Raw genomic sequence first — 22,003 nt, 5'->3', positions numbered from 1 at the left:
ATTGTTTATTAAATAAAGCCATGTAAGGTTGCCAATATTTATGCGTCTTTATTATAAAATTATTAAAGCATTCTCTATTATTTATGTTTCTTGCTTGTGCTTTTCCGCTGCAGCAGAACAACCATATGTTGTGAGTAATAGTGGCTTTTCTCAAGGTCAGTTTGAATCATGTGCTAGTAGTGGCCAGTATGCGTGCTTTCGTGTGTTTGCTGGACGTAGAGGTGATAACTACATTGGTGGTACCTGCCATGTAGCAAGTGCATCATCAACATATAATCTTGGTGATGTGCAAGTTAGTCACGCAATAGTCAGAGAAATGGCTGCCGATGATCGTGCAGATTTTTGGTTTAATGGTCGTCATTTCCAAGTAGAAGGCGGCACGGGTGGTCGTCCTTGTGAACTTGGCCGTACTTCTTATAATCGCCCTAACGCCAATATAGGTTCTCTGCCACAGCAGTTTACAGTAAATGCCAATATTCTTGTAAGTGGAATGGGGGAAGCATGGGGTACCATGGATGTCTATTACATCCCTTATTTTCAAGACTATGGTGACGCGCCTGATGCATCAAATGGCACAGGACCTGGTAACTACCGGACTCGGCAAGCTGATAATGGCCCCTCGCATCGCGCGTTAAGATCCTCTTATGAGGTTTTTCTTGGTGCTACTTTACCTGATGATGATGGTACTGGGCTACACAATGTTGATGCGACAGCCGATGATCTTAATGCTGGTAGTAGTTATTATGGCATCGCTGCTGATGACGAAAATGGCGTTACATTTCCAAATTTAAAATATACCGATGCAAATTATTCAATTACCGCTAACGTGACCAATACTTCCGGTGCTGATGCGTATTTATATGCATGGATTGATTTTGATAATAGCGGTACGTTTGATGTCGATGAATTATTTACCAGTGGCACTGGAAGCGGTAATGAATTTATTGTTGTTGATGGTTCACAAGATACACCTCAAATACTGACTTGGAATTCTCTCGCTGAACTAACAGCTAATGGCTACTATTATTCTCGTGTACGTATTAGCGAAACACAATTAACCACCACAGCAACAGGCAGTGCTGAGGATACGCGTTCATTTGGTGCATCATCTGCTGCTGGTGAAGTTGAAGATTATAAGTTTTGTGTCGGCTGTGTAAATATCACAGGTTATATCTATGATGATGTAAATGGAGACAGTGATTTAGCTGATAAAGTAGGCGTGAGTGGTGTCAGTGTGTATTTGTACACTGATGATGGCGATATGATCCCTAATGCTGCTGATGGCGGTCCAACCTTAACCACGACGACGGATGCTGATGGCTATTATGCCTTTGTTGAAATTCCAGGGGTGACCTACTTTGTTTCTCCTAATCCTCCAACCTTCAGTTCCGCATTAGCAGAGCAAACCTACACCACAGCGTTAACCGATAATGCAAATGGCACTTTTGTCAGCGGATATTGTGATGCGAATGCGGATGGCGTTGCTGATACAACTCCAATTGCTGTAACAGGTGCCTGTTATGGTGGTTGGGATGGTGATCGTGCCAATACCAGTAGTAGTGCAGATCTATCTGCGCGCGAACATATTTCACGGGTTGTATTTTCTGCTAATTCTAACTCAGTTAACCTGCTTGATTTCGGTTTTTCTTATAATGTAGTAACGAACACGGCAACAACAGGTCAAGGCTCGTTAGAGCAATTTATTATTAATGCTAACGCAATTGCGGGAGCAAATAATATGCGATTTGTTCCAGCTGTTGCAGCAAATGATGCCGATGCCAGTGCCGATTGGTGGGTTATTTCGCCCACATCTTCATTAACCACAATCACTGGCACTAATGGCGCTAACACCACACTAGATGGTCAGGCTTACAGCCATACTGATGGCGTAACGGTACTTAATACCAATAGTGGTGATTATGCCGCATCGCAAACCGTAGGTAGTAGTCATCTTTGTAATGTCGAAAATATTGCTGCGTTGGCTAAGCCTGAATTACAAATAGACTTACCGACTAATGCGAGTGCATACAGTGCTGAAATTATTATTATTAATGCCGATAATACCACAATAAGAAATTTGTCATTAACCGGCGGCTCGCAAGGAATTAATGTTTATAGTGGCGGTATTACCGACACGCTTATTGAATATAATTTAATCGGTATCGATCCCGCGGGTAATGATGCGGTAATCGGCCAAGAAAGTTGCGGTACATCATCAGGGTGTGCTGGTATTGGAATTGCAAATTCAGGAAATAGTGCCCTGCATGGAAATAGCGGGATTATACGTAATAATGCCATTAAAACGGCGCACAATAATATAAGTTTAAATTCATTAAATAGCCAAACAGCAGCTATTAATTGGCAATTACAACACAATTTATTGTTAGGTACGACATCGACAACTTCGACCCCTTATCATGTTATTAATATTCGATATGGAGCACCAGCTTATTTAACTATTAATGGTAATCAAATAGAAAATGCGACGGGCGACGGTATATATCAAGCTAATACATCAAATCTAGATTTACTTCAAAACTTTACTAGTAATACGATTATTAATAATGCTGAAGATGGTATTGATATTCATAGCGGTAAGTTATCAATAATTGAATGTAATATTTTAAATAATAATGGTGATTCAGGCATTGCCATTGATGGTAATACGAATGTTGAAGGTTTTTTAATTACCAAAAATAGTTTTAACAATAATGTTGATAACAGTATTGATTTACACAATTCAACCACAGGCAGTGGTGTCTCACTTAATAATGATAATTGTATTAATGATACCGGAGCGGGGGCAAATAATAACCTCGCTCGACCTGTTATTCATTATGCCTTTATTGATAATAATGATTTACGTGTGATTGGGGATGTTTGTGCTACTGGGGAATACACATTAGAAGTCTATAAAGCCAACGCGGGAAGCGGAGATATTGGTGGTGATGGTGTATCTGCTGGTGAAGGGGCGGTTTATTTAGGAAGCCTCACTGCAATGTCGGGAGCAGGATTTGATAAGACATTAACGGTAAATGGCATTTCAGTTGGTGATCAAATTACAGTTATTGCCCAACGCACCACGTTATCCTCTGGTACTTATTTACAAGATACATCAGAATTTAGCGCTAATATGGTGGTGGATATTGATAATAAAGACTGGGGTGATGCACCAGACATCACTTCACTGACAGCAAAAGGAGACTATACAACCCGTCGAACGGTAGGCGGTGCTAGTCATATCGTTACCACCAGTGGCAATGGTACTCATGCTGATTTCTTCTTGGGCGCGTTTGTTGATACTGATATTGACGGTCAACCAAATATTGCTGCAGATGGTGATAATTTAGTTGATGTTGCTGATGAAGATGGAGTAACGGCCGCAGGATTTTATGTGTTAAATCGTGATCGCGACATTGTGGTGACGGTCGGTAAACACAGCAGTTATTCTGGGTCAACCTTTCATGTTTATGGCTGGATTGATTGGAACCAAGATGGGGATTGGCTAGACAGTAACGAACAAATAATTACTGATACCAGTGCGACTGTTGGCAGTCAAACCTATACCATTAGTACGCCCGCTGCTGCAATCTTAGGTAAAACCTATGCCCGCTTTAGAATTTGTTCCACTGGTGATTGTAATCAGCCAACGGGACCAAGTATCGATGGTGAAGTGGAGGATTATGGTGAAATTATTATCAGTGCTGATTTTGGTGATGCGCCAGATACCGGTGTAGGCATTGGTGCTGGTAATTATCGAACCACCTTAGCAGATGATGGTCCGCGTCACTCAATTGATAGTAACTTATTTTTAGGAATAACAGCGTCTGATACTGAAATCGATGGCTTACAAAATATTACGGCAACAGGTGATAATATTGATGTCAGTGATGATGAAGATAGCTTATTGTTATTGCCATTAACCAGTGGTGCCAGTGCGTATAATGCGCAAGCCGTGGTGACGAATAATACCGGAAGTTCGAGCTATTTATATGCTTGGTTAGACACTAACCGAGATGGTGAATTTGATCGAGATGAGTTTATTTCAAACGGTAGTGGTCCTGGCGGTGCGTTAATTGTTGCAGATGGGACTACAGCAACAGCAATATCATTAGTGTGGGCAAGCATCAGTTCGCCAACGAATAATTCAACGGTGTATTTACGCACTCGTCTAACAGCAGCCCCATTGACTGACAGCGTCAGCGGTGCGGTTGAGGATCCTCGCTCGTATGGTTACGCTAATGGCGGTGAGGTGGAAGATTATGCGTTGCAAGTGGCCGATCAAGATTTTGGTGATCTGGATGATACCTTCGCAACATTGGGCTTAAGTGGTGGTCCTTATCATGGCTTAAGTAATAAAACCAATATTTATATTGGCAGTGCCACCATTGATACTGAAGGCGACGGTCAACCAAGTACGGATGCTGATGGCGATGATGTTACCGATAGTTCTGATGAAAATGCCTTTAGTTCTCCAACCCCTATTTTACCCGTTACGGCATCAACCTATTCGGTCTATGTGCCTGTGCGCAATAATACCAGTACTGATGCTTATCTTTATGGTTGGTTAGATTGGAATCAAAATAATCAATTTGAAGCTGAAGAATATGCGGTTGTGACAGTACCTCATGGAACGACAACAACTTCACCAATAACGCTAACCTTTACAAATATAAGCGGACAAACAGAAGGGCGTGCAGCACTGCGGTTGCGTTATACAACTGCCGGATTATCGAATATTGGTTGGGGCGGTAGTGCGCCAGATGGCGAAGTAGAAGATCATTATATTATGGTCGGAAGTTATGATTTTGGTGATGCGCCAGATACTGTCAATGGTGTCGGAGCCAATAACCAACGTACATTGTTACGTGATGATGGCCCGCGGCATGGAATTGATAATCAGTTGTTCTTTGGTACAGGAGTAGATGCCGAGCAAGATGCTAATAATCCAGCAAACCGTGCTGATGGTGATGATATTGATGCTAACGGCGATGATGAAGATGGGGCATTGTTAATTCCATTACATAATAGTGCGACGAGCTATACTCTTCCCGTTACAGTAACCAATACGACGAGTAGTGATGCTTATATTTATGCATGGATAGATTTTGATCGTACCACAGGCTTTGATCGTGATGAGTTTGCAGGTGGGGCAACGGGGGTTCCGATTACTGTGGCTGCTGGAACGGTCAATGGTGCTGTGTCGATTAATTGGAATAGTCTGCCAGGCATTGCGATTAATACGGATGTTTATATTCGGTTACGCCTAACAACCGATAATTTGCTAGATACAGCGACAGGCACACAAGAAGATCCGCGTTCATATGGCAGCGCTACTGATGGTGAAGTTGAAGATTATTATTTACGGGTTGATACCTATGATGGTGGTGATGCACCTGATACCTACCATACGTTATATACCAGTAATGGTCCTTCGCATTATCACACCAATACAAACCTCTATATTCGCAACGCGACTCATGACGATATTCATGATCTAGATGGTCAACCTAACAATGCTGCTGATGGTGATGATATTGATGGTAGTGACGATGAGAACAGTGATGATTTAACTCGAATTCCATTACTCGGCCTCACTGACACCACATATACATTAGGTGTTCCACTTTATAATGGCACTGGTGTGAATGCCAATTTGTACGGTTGGATTGATTTTAATAAAAATGGTCGTTTTGATGACGACGGTGAATTTGCTGCACTTGAATCCATTGCCAATAGTACTAATACTTCAAATCAAGCAACACCCACTACTACTCTGACTTGGGATAATTTTTCAGGACAAGCGCAAGGCAGTACTTATGTTCGATTGCGTATTACCAATGATATTTTAACCAAAGATGATTGGGGGGGAATGGCCCTCAATGGTGAAGTAGAAGATCATCAAATATTTATTGGTGACTTTGATTTTGGTGATGCACCAGATACTGCTAATGGCGTCAGTGCTAATAATTACCGTACTAATTTTAATGATAACGGTGCTTACCATGGATTATCGAGTCAACTCTACCTCGGTGCTGCCGCACCTGATACTGAAAATGATGCCAACGTACCTGCAATTAAAGCATTAGGTGACGATAACGATGCTAATGGTGATGATGAAGATGGCGTTTATATTATGCCGCTACACACATCGCAGACGAGTTACAGCATTCGTTCCACTGTGACAAATAATACTGGTAATGACGCTTATTTATATGCATGGATTGATTTTGACCGCAATGGTCATTTTGATCGTGATGAGTTTGCAGGTGGCGCTGCTGGTGTGCCAATTACCGTCAGTAGTGGTGTTACTAATTGGGTTGAAAATATTAATTGGACTCAATTTCCGGGGATGGCGACGAACACTGATGTTTATGTTCGAGTACGTCTAACAACCGATCTATTAAGTGATGCTGTAACGGGAACGGCTGAAGATCCTCGTTCTTATGGTGGTGTGAGTGACGGTGAAGTAGAAGATCATTATTTACGAATAGATACTTATGATGGTGGTGATTTACCTGAATCATTCCATACCAGTTATAACAACGGTGGTCCGGCACACTATCATACAAATATTCAACTCTATATTCGTAGTGCCACTCATGATGATGTTCATGATCAAAATGGTCAGCCAACCGCAGCAGCTAATGGTGATGATAATGATGGTAGTGATGATGAAAATGGTGATGAGTTAACACCGTTCCCAATTTTGACCTTAACAGATACAAGCTACACATTAGCAGTACCTTTATATAATGGTACAGGCGTTAATGCCCATCTTTATGGATGGTTAGATCTCAATCAAGATGGTGATTTTGATGACGCTAATGAGTTTGTGGCATTAGAAGATATTGTTAATGGTACTAACACTTCAGGGCAAACTTCACCGACAACAACCTTAACTTGGAATAATATTAACGGTCAGAAAATAGGCAATATGGGGTTGCGTTTACGTTTAACCTCAGAAAAACTGACCGCGGCTCAATGGGGAGGCTTTGCGGAAAATGGTGAAGTAGAAGATCACTTTATCTATGTGGGTGATCCTGATTTTGGTGATGCGCCAGATACATCATCAGCAATGGCTGCAAATAACTACCAGACTCGTTATGAATTCTTTGGTCCTTATCATCTTACTATTGCTGGATTATATATTGGTAATACTGCCCCTGATACTGATGACGGCACTTTACAAAATGCAACAGCCACAGCAGATGACGATGATGCTATTGATGACGAAGGTCCGATTATTCTGCCACCGTTATTTAATTCGATGACGACCTACAAAGCTACTGTGCCTGTGACCAATATTACTGGTAGTGATGCAACATTGGCCGCTTGGATCGATTTTAACCGTAACGGTAAATTTGAAGATAGTGAAGGCCAATTGGCTGTGGTTTCAACGGGCGCAACCAATACGCCAGTTGAACTGGAATGGACCTCATTACCCTCAATTACAAATAACACCACATCGTTTATTCGATTGCGATTAACCAACCGTCTTGTGACTCAAATTAGTGATATCTCATCATTAGGTGGTGAGGCTGGAGGTGAGATTGAAGATCATAGCATTTTCTTTGGCCTACAAGATCAAGGCGATGCTCCTTCAACTTACCTTGTTGATCCTTTATTAGGTGGCCCTCATCATATTATTACCAATGCAACCAATTTGCATTTAGGTAACGCCACCATTGATGGTGATAGTCGTATCTTTTCATCGAGTGATGCCTTAGGAGACGATAATGATGGCAGTAATGATGAAAATGCAACCACTCAACCATTAACATCTATTCCGGTAAATGGTGCCAGTCATCAATTAGAATTAATAGTAAGGAATACAACTGGAAACGATGCGTATTTAGCCGGCTGGATAGACAGTAACCGTAATGGTGTATTTGATGAGATAGAAGGGCGGGTTGATGTTATTTCAACAGGACAAAACGGGGCTTATACCTATGCATTTGATGCGAATCAGATGCAAAACTTATCCGTTGGTAATAGTTATATTCGCTTCCGTTTAACCACAGATCCAATCACCGAAACAGATGTTGGTGGCGGTGCCTCTGATGGTGAAGTTGAAGACTTTATGATTCAAATTGGTGGTCAAGATCTCGGTGATTTACCTGATACCTCAACGGGAACTGCGGCCAATAATTACCAAACTAATCTAACTTATGGCGGCCCTTATCATAATGTTGCGGCATTGAGTGGGCTCTATCTTGGTGATGTTGCACCTGATGTTGATGGACCAACACCACAAACGCCAACCGCTGATGGTGATGATGCTGAGGTTATTGATGATGAAAATGCATTAGCTGATATTCCATTACCTGATCTTGATGCTGGTGATCAATTTAATACGCTGATTTCAGTAACCAATAATACTGATCAAGTGGGGTATTTATATGCGTGGATTGATTGGGATCGTGACGGCAGTTTTGAGAATGATGAAATAGCCCAAGCAGCAGTTAATAGTAGTGGTGTGGTGCAAGCTATTACCAATGGCATGATTACTATTGCACCTAATTCAGGAAAAGAAACCTATAACGTCAGTTTTATCACCGATACCGCATTAGTTGATGCGCGTACTTATGGCGTGCGTTTGCGCGTTACTTCAGAAGTACTTATTGATGGTGATGCATCAGCGGCTATTGATGAACGCTCATTAGGTGCCGCCAAAGACGGTGAGGTCGAAGATTACTTTATTACTGCAGAAAATACTGATTTTGGCGATCTTCCGAATACCTATTTAACCTTGCCGACGAGTGGCGGTCCGGCACACTATTATGTCAGCAGCCTTTATATGGGGGCTAATAATATTGATGATGATGACCAAGCTTACGTTGATGCGGCGGCAATGGGGGATGACAATAGTGGTAATGATGATGAAAATGGTATTGAACAACCGCTAGCGACTGTAGCAACGTCAATTACAGAATACAGTGTTGATGTAGCTGTTACTAATGCCTCTGGGTCTATGGCGACATTAGTTGCATGGTTAGATCATAATCAAGATGGTTTTTTTACTGCTAATGAGGTTGTAGATGAATTAAATGTCGCTACGACCGGAATACCGTTTACTAATGCCATCTTTAATCAAGATAATTTCCCAACAGGCAATAATAATCTAACGAATAAAGTGACTCTAAAATGGAATAATATTAGTGGCTTGCAGCAAGGTACTATGGGGCTGCGAATTCGTGTTGCTAATAGTTCGTTAACAGCAAATGATTGGGGTGGCATTGCACAAGGGGGGGAGGTTGAAGATTATATTGTGTATGTCGGCCAATTTGATTTTGGTGATGCAAAAGATACTGCGGTTGGCGTTGCGGCTAATAATTACCGAACCACATTAAGTGATAATGGTGCTTACCACGGTGTAACTAATACGATTTTCCTTGGTACAACCGTAGATACAGAAGCTGATGCAAACGATCCAACAACAGCATTTGCACTCGGTGATGACATAACAGGCGCAGATGAAGATGGTGTCTTTGTGGTGCCATTAAATAACACCAATACCGAGTATTCTTTACCTGTTACGTTAACAAATAACACAGGAAAAACGGCTTATCTTTACGCGTGGATAGATTTTGATCGTAATGGTCGTTTTGATCGTGATGAGTTTTATGGTGGTAATACTGGTCTACCGACAGATATTAATAGCGGTAGCACCAATATTGTGACCAATTTAAATTGGACCAGCTTTCCTGGCATTGCGACCAATACCGATGTTTATATACGAGTACGTTTTACCACAGATATATTAGCAGACACTCAAATTAATACGGTTAATGAAGATCCTCGATCTTTGGGTGGTGCTAGCGATGGTGAAGTCGAAGATTATTATGTACGTGTTGATACCTATGATGGCGGTGATGCACCAAATAGTTATCATACGCTGTATAGCAGTGGCGGTCCGTACCATGTTCAAAACCACGCCTCCCTTTATATTCGTGATGCAACTCATGATGATACTCATGATCAAGATGGCCAACCAACATCGACTGCCTCGGGTGATGATAACGACGGTAAAGATGATGAAAATGCCGATGATCTCACACCGTTCCCAATTCTTTCTTCAGCGAGTAGCAGTTATACATTAGGTGTGCCGATCAATAATGCGACTGGTCAAGATGCCAATTTGTATGGCTGGATAGATTTAAACCAAGATGGCCGCTTTGATGGTCCAAATGAGTTTGCTGAATTAAGTGCGATTTCGTCAGGCACAAATACCAGTAGCCAAGCAACACCGACGACTGAATTAACTTGGAGTGGTTTTTCGAGTTTAAATACTGGTCGTACTTATATGCGCTTACGTTTAACAAATTCAGTGCTTACCGCCAATGATTGGGGAGGACCTGCTGAAAATGGTGAAGTAGAAGATCATGTTATTTATATTGGCGATTTAGACTTTGGTGATGCTGAAGATAGCGCAGCAAATACAGCCACAGGTGCCGGAGACTACCGTTCTCGCCGCGAAGATCATGGCCCATACCATGTGATCAGCAGCGATCTTTATATGGGAGGGGCTGCACCTGACAGTGAAAATAATGCTAATCCAAGTAGTGCTAATACCTATGCCGATGGTGATGATAACACCGCAACGGATGACGAAGACGGAGTTATATTACGCGGACTTGATAATTCACCCGTGCCAACGAGTTACACCGCAACGGTTAAAGTGACCAATAATACCGGCAAAGACGCGTATTTATATGGCTGGATTGATTGGGATCGTAATGGTCAATTTGGGTCTGATGAAGTAGCACAAATTACTGTTGCTGATGGCACCCATGGCGATGTAAATCTAGATTGGAGCAGTTTTCCTGGCATTGCAGCAGGGTTTGCAGTCGCTCGGTTTAGATTAACCACCGATAGCCTTGAGAACCAAAATAGCGCCGCTGCTGAAGATACCCGTTCGCTGTTTGGTGCCAGTGATGGTGAGGTGGAAGATCACCGAATTTATATTGGCGATCAAGATTATGGTGATGCGCCAGATGATTATAAAACGACAACCGTAAACAATGGTGCTCATCATGGTTTAGGTTATAAAAGCACGGTCTATTTAGGCACTGCAACTATTGATGCTGATAGTGATGGCATACCAAGTAGTGATGCATTAAGTGACGATTTAAATGGCAGTGATGATGAAAATGGTTTGCCACAGCCGTTAGCAAATATTGCCACATCAGCTTCTGATTACACTGTCACAGTGAGCTTTAAAAACTCTCGCTTAGCAGGGCAACCAGCCACGCTTATTGCATGGTTAGATACTGATCAAGATGGTGAGTTTAGTGCAGCAGAGGTTGTTTCAACTATTGATTATGATGCCACTACCCCCGTTAGTTTTAGTTCGAACAATATTCCTTATTTTAATGGTAATAAAACGGCACAATTACGCTGGACAGGGCTTAGCGGTTTAACCAATGGTGCTATGGCACTGCGGATTAGATTAAGTAGCCAAACAGAATTAACTGCCGCTGATTGGGGTGGACAAGCACTGGATGGTGAAGTTGAAGACTACATGGTTTATATCGGTGAATTTGATTATGGCGATGCACCTGATGAAGCGATAAATGTGGGGGCGAATAATTATCGTACTACCCAATCAGACAATGGTCCTTTCCATGGTATTGACAGTAATTTGTTCTTAGGCAGCTTACCTGATGCCGAGTCTGATGCGCTAGCAACCATTGCCTTGCAAGCAAGCGGTGATGATACCATGTTAAATGATGACGAAGATGGAATGGTATTACCGCCACTTACCACTCGCCAAGGACGTTATAGTGCTAACGCAATGGTGACCAATAATACTGGCAGTGATAGCTATATCTATGCTTGGATTGATTTTGATGGTAATGGTCGTTTTGATCGTGATGAATTTGTAGGTAATGGTGCCGCAATTGGAGGTGCTGTGATAGTGCCAACAGGAACGGTCAATAAAGCCGTCGCGCTAAATTGGTTATCAACCCCAGGTTTAGCTGCCAATGTTGATCGCTATTTACGGGTACGTATTAGCTCTGATTTACTAGTCGATACTGTAACGGGTACTACTGAAGATCCGCGTTCATATGGTGGTGCGACAAATGGTGAAGTGGAGGATCATTATCTATTAAGTAACAATATTTATTACGATGGTGGTGATGCGCCAACCAGTTATGGTGTTCGCTTTGCTGATGGTGGACCGTTACATCCAACCAGTACTATTTTACGTATTGGTACTTCAGCGACAGATGGCGAAGATGCGCAAGCCAGTGACAATGCGACTTTAGACGATATAACAGCAACCAATGATGAAAATGGCTTAACGCTCTCTGGGTTAACAGCAGCATCAACGACTTATACTCTAGATGCTAATGTACTTAATAATATTGGTGCTGATGCTGATTTAATCGTCTGGATAGACTGGGATCGCAGTGGTGAATTTGATAGCACAGAAGCCCAATCAGTTACTGTCTCTCCAAGTAGTAGTTATCAAGTACAAACGTCGACATGGAATGGTATTTCGCCAACGGCAGGGTATTATTTTGGTCGAGCACGGTTAATGCCAACCAGTGATGGCTTTACGCATACTAGTATTGGTGGAATGGCATCTGCTGGTGAAGTTGAAGACTTTAGAATTACGCTATTAACGAACCAAGATTGGGGCGATGCGCCTGATAGCTATCATACTGTTGCTGCTAATAATGGCGCGAATCATGTGCCGTCATCTGCGTTGTATATTGGTAACCTCATGGCTGATGCTGATATTAATGGTCAGCCAAGTACAGATGCGCTAAATGATGATAATAATGAGACGGCAGATGAAACGCCGCCTAACTTCCCTGTACTCTCACCATCAATGACAACATGGACATTTAATACTCTTGTGACCAATACCATTGGGGCAGCAGCTACTTTGCATGCATGGGTTGATCATGATCGCGATGGCGAATTCCAGTTGGATGAATATACCAGTGCGGCGGTTGCAAATGGCACGAGTAATCAGAACGTATCTTTAACATGGAATAATTTATCGGCAGGTACTGGTGGAGATATTGGTGATACCTACATCAGATTACGGCTAACAACCGATACCCTTATTGATGATAGTGCGACTTTGATTGATGAGCGCTCATATGGTGCTGCAACGGATGGTGAAATTGAAGATCATTTCCATAAAGTGACCTTCCATATGTTGATCCAACAAAGTTCAGGCACCTTCCAATACACGCTACCAAATACGGCTAATAATACCGTGGCCTTAATGGAGCATAATTATGGTGTAGGTTATGTAAGCTACGAAACTTTGGTTCCAAACGATAATATTGTTACTGACTTTACCTTAGCTGATTATCAATTTGTTCTTTATCAATCAGATCGCGCAGGTGCAATAAGTACTGATTCAATGGCAGAAATTGATGCCTTACTCGCCTACCGTAATCAGGGCGGCGTATTACTCTCTATTGTTGAAGGTGATAGATTTGCTGACGCCACCTCGACCAGAATTAACGCTTACATGGGGCAACAAGTGGGTTTCCCAGGTACCAGCGCTACCGGTTTTGCAGAATACACAGGCGCTAGATATTTACCTCGTTTCCATCCATCAGATGGCCCTGGCGGATTATCAACTCAGGATTTAGTTGATACGACGAAATCATTATCCACCATTGTCGGTATTGATCATCGAAGTGTGATTTATACCTTACCTGAAGTGGCTGGTTCTTGTAATAATGTCGATGCGATGGCATGGCTTATTCCTTACGCGCCAACCTCTACCGGAGGTTATGCATACCCTCGTTCACATGTAGGCCCATGGATTGGCTCTGGTGAGCGCCAATTCTATTTCACTCCTAATTATCTCTCGTATAATTTATCGGCTTATCAAGATTTAATGGACTTTGTCTATGACTACTACGAGGACGCAAGTGCCTTTAATGGTCGAAATAATTGGTTAGCAGATTCCGCCAACGTTAATAATAGCTGCTCAAATATAGAGCTCGACTTTGGTGATCTACCTGATACCGGTACTGGTGTCAGTAATGGCAATTATATTACGGCTTATCAATTTGATGGCCCACGTCATGATATTAGTCAGCCCATTTATTTAGGTACGCCACCTGATGGTGAAACCGATGCATTTGCAACGATTGCAGCCAATGGTGACAGTGATGATGGAATTGAAATTTTACCATTATCCAGTACAGCGACGCAGTATTCAATTCGAATAAATACCACCAATACTACAGGTACAGACGGTACTGTTTATGGTTGGGCGGATTGGAATCTTAATGGCGATCTGGAAGCATCAGAATTACAAACCGCAGTCGTTAGTGACGGTGATGTGAATGAGGTCAAGGTATTAACATGGACGGTACCAGCTTCATTAACCAGTAGTGATACGATTTATATGCGTTTTAGAGTGTGTAATACAACCACAGATTGTAGCTCGCCAATAGGGGAAGCGACTAATGGCGAAGTGGAAGATTATGCGCTGACGGTTTCTGATAATGTTGATTATGGCGATGCGCCTGACAGTTATGGCACTTTGGCAGGTAATGGTGGTCCATTCCACTTTGACGCTGGGGTGTTATTTGTTGGTGATCAAGCCAGTGATTTTGAATCTGATGCAATGCCATCTGTGCTTGCTAATGGCGATGATAACCAAGCGTCACCAGATGATGAAGATGGTATTAATGTTATTTCGCCAATCAATATTAATGCTAGTGATTACAGCTTAACGGTAGAAGCAACCAATAACTCAGGCGCAATGGCGAATTTAATTGTGTGGGTTGATTTTGATAGGAGTGGTCAATTTGATTCTGATGAAGCTCAAGTAACCACTGTGGCTGATGGTGTAAGTGAAGGGCAATACAGCTTTAATTGGACCGGATTAACAGGCTTAACAGCTGGTGTGACCTATGCTCGAGTTCGAATTACCACCGATGCTATTTCTGCGACATCAACAGGAGGTATTGCAAGCGATGGTGAAGTTGAAGATCATTTAGTGGTAATGGGAACATTTGATCTTGGTGATGCACCTGATACTTATGGTACCGATCGCTCTGATGCTGATGGCGAAGGAATAGGACCGATGCATATACCTACCGCATCGATTTATCTTGGAACTAACGCTACAGATACTGAAGCCAATGGTTTTGTTGATGGGGTTGATGATAATGGCCTTGCACAAGATGATGATGTAGCGGGTGTTGATGACGAAGACAGTATCGTTAGTAGTACAACATTATTGGCAGCCCCAGGAAGTAATGAAACCCTAACCGTTCACGTTAATACGGATGTTGATGCTACTGTTTATGCATGGGTAGATTTCGATCGTGATGGTCAGTTTGATTTAAGCACTGAAGCTGCTACGCCCGTTGCAATAACAGCGGCGGATGACAATACCGATATAATACTGAACTTCACAACGCCGACGGATGTATTAGATGGCGGCAGTTATGCTCGAATCCGTATTTGTTCAACCACCACCCAATGTTCAACTCCTCATGGTGTGGCTAATGATGGTGAGGTTGAAGATCATCGTATTCTATTGGATGTTGGCTATGACTATGGTGATGCTCCACAAACCTTAGGTTATGACACTTTATTTACAGCAAATGGCGCACGTCACCGAATGGGTAACACCACCTTGCGTTTAGGGGCGATGTTAGCTGATACTGATGATGATGGTTTTGGCGATGGTATTGATGATAACTATGATGCCACCGATGATGATATTACTGATAATGCTGATGAGGATGCGATTGCCACTGTGGGCTTCTTATCTCAAGGCGCGACCTCATTTACTCAACTTGTCAGTTGTAATGATCACACTGGTAGCGTTGATATTGGGGCAAATGTATATGGATGGGGAGATTTCAATGCCGATGGTGATTTTGCTGATAGTGGTGAGTTTAGTCAAGCTCCTTGTGTGGATGCTGATGCAGTAACAGAGGGCAGCGCAACTTTAGTCTTTACGGCGATAAATACCAGCACAACAGCAACTCAAACCTATCTTCGTTTACGTATTACGTCTGAAACTCTCACCATGGCAGATTATAACGGTACTGCTATCAATGGTGAGGTTGAAGATCATCAAATTCCAATTCTTAAAGGGCCTATTCAGCCAATTTCTCCAGCGGTTGTTGCTAGCCAATGTATCAATACTGCCAATATAGAAGGTGAAACGGGTACACCAATTGATATTACAGGTGTGGTCAATACTTATTATCCAGCCACCGCCTCAGCGTTGACAGGAACAAACACGATCGAACTAGGTGCTGCAACAGGAGATACCTCGAAAACCTTAAATTCGGGTGATCGGATTATGATCATTCAAATTCAGAATACGACTCTAGATACGTCAAATACTGATAGTTATGGTAGCGGTCAAGTGGGGGGGTATGGCAGTGGTTGGATTAATTACGGTAATAGCGGTCAATATGAATTAGCAACCGTTGTGAGTTATAACGCCCCAACGTTAGTGATCAGTGAAAACCTGACCAATAGTTTTGTGGTTGATAGCCAAAGCAGTTATCAAGTTGTGCGAGTGCCAATGTATGAAGACGTGCGTCTTATTGGCACAATCACCGCAGCCGACTGGAATGGTAGTAGTGGTGGTATTGTTTCACTGTTTGTTAATGGCAGTTTAGATCTCAATGGCAATACGATTGATGTTAACGGTAAAGGCTTTAGAGGCGGTAAATTAAACACCAGTAATGGTATCGCAACCGGTCTTAATTATGTGTTGTCAGCATCAAATATCGATGGTGGTAAAGGTGAAGGTATTGCCGGCACACCTGCTGCACTTGGTGGCAATGGTTATCCTAATGGTGATTATGGTATTGGTGCGCCAGCAAATGCTGGCGGCGGCGGTAATTTTAATTCTGGTGGTGGTGGTGGTGCAAATATCGGCCCAGGTGGTAGAGGTGGCAGATATTCAAATTCATTGAGTTATTACGCCGGAGAACCTGGAACGGGTTTGGGCTTGGTTGATGATACTCGATTACTCTTTGGTGGCGGTGGCGGCGCTGGGCAGCAAAACAATTCAGCGGGTCGTGATGGTGCCGATGGTGGCGGTATTGTTTATATCAATGCCACAACAATTACAGGCAGCGGAACGATTAATGCTAATGGTAATCAATCAGCAGTAGCTGGCGGAGATTCTCCGGGTGGCGGTGGTGCTGGTGGTACAGTGGTTATTTATAACCAAGATGGCGCTACGCTAACTGGGCTCACTGTTAATGCTATCGGTGGTAATGGGGTTGGCTCTTCTGGTGGTCATGGTCAATCTGCTGCTGGTGGCGGTGGTGGGGTTATTTTTAATAGCAGTGGTGCAACCGTCAATATTAGTGGTGGTAATGAAAGTTGTAGCGGCCAGCTATTGTGTGGTGATGAAGGCGGTGATGGTGGTGTAACAATGGCTGCACCATTACCAACAGCACCTGCTTTATGTAGCTTTAATTTATCAGGGTTTGTATTTGACGACAGCAGTACTGCACCGACACTCAATGGAATAAAAGATCCCACGGAAGCAGGATTAGGCGTTGCTGTTCCTGTTATTGCGCATAACTTAGCAACTAATCAGTGTTATGTAGCAACAGCAGATGCAACGACTGGTGAATACAATATGGTTATACCTGGGGGTAATTATCATATTTATGAGGCTGCACTTGAAACGGATCTCGTTACGCCAACGTGCCCACCAACGGCAGGTGTATTAGACACCACTCTCGGTGAATATGTTGGTGCTACAATAGGTGATCCAGCAAACATACATTCAAGCTCTTCTAATATGCAGGCGCTGACCATATTCACTGATACGACAGATGTTAATTTTGCAGACTTTGCAATTTCGGCTTACCCAACCTGCAGTAGTGATGGCTATTTATTACGTAATTCACCAACAGATATCACCAGTATTAATTTAGCGTTAGGCCAAGTAACCCCCTTGTATGATGATGTGTTACCAACAGCAACAGGCGTATTTGGAGGAACAGGGTATAACTTTATTACCAATACGCTTATTGGCGACAATATTAAGAATAAAGATACCGTATTAATGGTCGATGGTAGTGGTACAGCATTTGTTCTACCAATAACCGATAGTAGCATGGCATTAAATAACTATAACAGTGGTGATATTGACGATAATGGAGTGCTATTGCTGATGAATAGCAGTGGTACATCAATGTATCGTATTGATGTTAATCCAAATAGTGTTAATTACCTGCGTCAAATTGATGAATTATCAGTCTCTGCGCCAACGATGGCAGATATGTCAATCAATCCAATTGATAACATGCTCTATACGTTAACACCGACCGGGAGTTTAGTGAAGTTTGATCCAGTAACAGGGACGAGAACCAATCTTGGTAGCGTGGGTACTGTTGGCACAACCTCTTCAGGATGGGGGGCGATTTATTTTGATGACCAAGGCTTTATGTATGCGGCTCAAAACCCTAATCCTGGCCGTATTATTCGTATTGATCTTTCAGATCCTTCATTAACGGCGGGTAATTATACTGCAGTCAATTTTACTCAGATGAATGCATCGACAGGCCAAAATGATGGTGCGCGTTGTCGATTTGCACCTATGCCATTAGATTTTGGTGACGCACCAGAAATAAAAGGCTATACGACAACCTTAATGACAAATGGCCCGCGTCATTTAACCGATACTGTTGGGCTATATTTAGGTGCTGTTGCGCCTGATAATGAAAATGATGGTCAACCAAATATTGATTTTGTTGGCGATGATGATAACGGTTTGGCAATGGATGATGAAGATGTTCTATCGAGTTTAGTGACCTTAGATGTTTCTAATACAACAGTTACTCAAGTTATTCCGATTACAAATACCACCGGTAATGACGCTTATGTTTCTGGTTGGGTCGACTTTGATAATAATGGCACCTTTGAAAATGATGAAAGTGCTTGGATAATAGCCCCGAGCGGTGGTTCAACCGTAACCTTAACTTGGAATAATGTTGGTACGACGGGCGCAAATATTAGCAATAGTGTGACAGGCTATCGGCTTCGTATCAGTTCTGACTTTAATTCAACAACCAATGTCGCTTTAGACTCCAATAATGATGGTTACCCAGATCCAACAGGACCTGCTGCTGACGGTGAAGTTGAAGATCATCGGGTTTTTGTTTCAAATCTAAATGGTGATACCAGTTGTAATATTGTCATTGATACTCATGAAAATACCAGTAATGGCATTGACTATACAGAGCTAGACCCATCGACGAGTCCTGCGCAATTAACCACATTAGTTACCCCAATAGCTGTAGCTGGTTATCCTGATGCTGAAAATATAAATGGTATTGGCTTTAATCGTCAAAATGGCTTGTTTTATGGTGTGTTCTACGACACATCTACTGCTGATGAAGATGTTATCTTATTTGTCACCGATCGTGATGGCACTGATTTTGTGCCACTAGGTGAAGTACGCGCTAATAATTCGCAAACTGTGACGCATGCAGCAAATGGTAGTGCGTCGTTTAGTGATAACCAGACATTATCACGCACTGGCGGTGGGGCAAATCTAGAGGCTATTACACTTGGTGATGTATCGATTGATGGTCAGTATTTGTATGTGATGCAGCCACAGTGGAACGTATTGGTGCGCATTGAACTCAGTACTCAAACATTTACAACAATATCTCTTTCTGCTGCGGTGACGTTAGGGGATGACTTCTCATTTAGTGAGCATGATAACTTTATTTACAGTATTGATTTTTCAAATAATAAATATTTAAAAATCAACCCATTAACCGGTGATGTGACAGAGAAAATCATACAGTTTAATGGCTTAATGCCAGTGACTAATGCGGGAGCCGCCGTCGCAGGAGGTACCGTAATGGATAATGGCATAATGCTCTATGCCTTTACTGATGGCGGTAATCATGACACCACAGGTGACAATACTCATGACGTGATCAATAAAGCGGCGATATATCAACTCAATGTTATTACTGGTGATTTGTTGTATATCTCAGCTATGACAGCAACCAGTCTATCGGGTCAAGATGCTGCAGGTTGTTATAGCAGCCGAGATTATGGTGACGCAGCGAGCAGTTATGGTGTTGCTTATCATAATTATTCAGATGCAGGTAACGATGGCGATGCTGCTTTTGATGGTGATCAAGATTTAACGCTAGGTAATCAATGGGACACTGAGCTTGTCAGTGTGTTCTCTCTTGATGCTACAGGGGATAATTTACAAGGCTTAAATGATGAAGATGGAGTCATTATGCCGACGAGTATCACGGTTGCGACCTTGACACCTGTTGCGATATCAGTACCACAAGCCAGTGGTTTCCTAAATATATTTATCGATTTAAATGGTAATGGTAACTTTAATGATCCTGGAGAGCTTATTGTAGAAGATCATATTGTTAATGCTACTAGCTTTAACATTGATCTCAATCTTGATGCAGGATTAACGGCTGGATATAACGGTGATACAGTTGCACGTTTCCGATTATGTAGTACGGCCTCAAGTTGTAATACTGCTATCGGTGAAGCTGTTGATGGAGAAGTAGAAGATTATCAATTTGAACTTATCAATCAGATTATATTGAGTGGGCTAGTGTTTGAAGATAATGGTATTGGTGCAGCAACGGCGGCACATGATGGTGTTATCGATGGCCAAGAGCAGGGAATAGGTAATGTCACCGTTAATGCGATTTACAACGGTGCAGGTATTCATAGTTATGCTGTCGGCGATATTATTGCTACGACACAAACCTCTGGTGATGGATCTTATCTGGTTGTAATTCCTGTCTTGTTAGCGAATGAAGATCTTGTGCTAAATGTCGTCAAACAAGCGCGTTGGATTGATATTAGTGAGGCTGATGTTGCTACGTTGTCACAAGTTACTAATAGCAGCGTTATTGACAGTCAGATGTTGATAAATGCTTCTGCGGGCGATTATTTGACTGGACTGAATTTCGGTAAAGTGCAAGAACCGCGAATGGAGCCGGATAATTATACTGAGCTTGAACCGGGTAACTTTGCGTTATTTAAGCATAAATTTACTAGTGCTACCTCTGGGGATGTAACCTTGACGATTGCTAATCCAATGGGCACTCCACCAAATACAGCATGGGCGGCAGTACTTTACCAAGATGCAAATTGTAATGGCGTTATTGATGGTAGCGATAGCCAAATATCTGCATCTATTGCTGTGTCAGGTAATAGCGATATTTGTTTACTGAGTAAAGTCCTTACGCCTGTCGATGCTCCACTTAATGCAAGTTATAACTATGATATTTACGCTGATATGGTGTTTGCTGATATGGCAAGCACAGGCCACGGTATTACGCGCCAAGTTATTGATAGTGATACTGTGCGAGTAAGCTTCAGTGGCGCTGGAGAATTAAAACTGAATAAAACGGTGGCAAATATATCTCAAGCAACAGCGGCTTCAGCATCTAATCAGGCTAAACCTGGTGATATTCTCGTGTATACAATTGAATTTATTAATGTTGGTACCGGAGTCGTAACGGATATTAATATTTATGATACCACTTCAGCATATACACAATTAGCAGAAGCTATTGATTGTGCTAATGCGGTTATGCCGACAGGGCTAGTTTGCCAGCTATTATTGCCACTAATAAATAATACTGGATTTAGTGGTGATATTCAGTGGCAACTAACAGGTAGTTTGCAACCTAATCAAAAAGGCGAAGTGAGTTACCGTGTTATCATTGAGTAAAAATATCAAATATAAGAAAACGGCCGTGGAATTATTAAAAATAAGAATATTAATTGTTTCTATATAATAATCGTTTTTTAATTCGCCATAAATTTCAAAGTATATTTGTTTTGCAATGCAATTTAATTACATTCTAAATATAATTTTTTTATGTTGTTAAAACTTTAGGTCAAATTTGTACCTAATATATGGCATGAAACCTGCTAAATAAAAATATACAGATGTTAATATGATTTCAGTCGACGCATTTTTATAGCGAATTTATTTCGTTAATTTTATAACGATGGAACT

General features: G+C 42.1%; 1 protein-coding gene. It reads left to right on the top strand.

The window, feature by feature from the left end; genetic code table 11:
* Nucleotides 1-40: 40 nt before the first annotated feature.
* Nucleotides 41-21,712 (top strand): GEVED domain-containing protein, encoded by a 21,672-nt coding sequence (locus PMAL9190_RS11650; protein ID WP_087845349.1) that lies wholly within the window; start codon nt 41-43, stop codon nt 21,710-21,712.
* The last annotated feature ends 291 nt before the right edge of the window (nt 21,713-22,003 follow it).

The organism is Photobacterium malacitanum (assembly GCF_900185615.1).
Taxonomy (GTDB): Bacteria; Pseudomonadota; Gammaproteobacteria; order Enterobacterales; family Vibrionaceae; genus Photobacterium; species Photobacterium malacitanum.
Note: the sequence above shows the minus strand (reverse complement) of the source record. Positions and strands in the feature narration are given on the sequence as shown.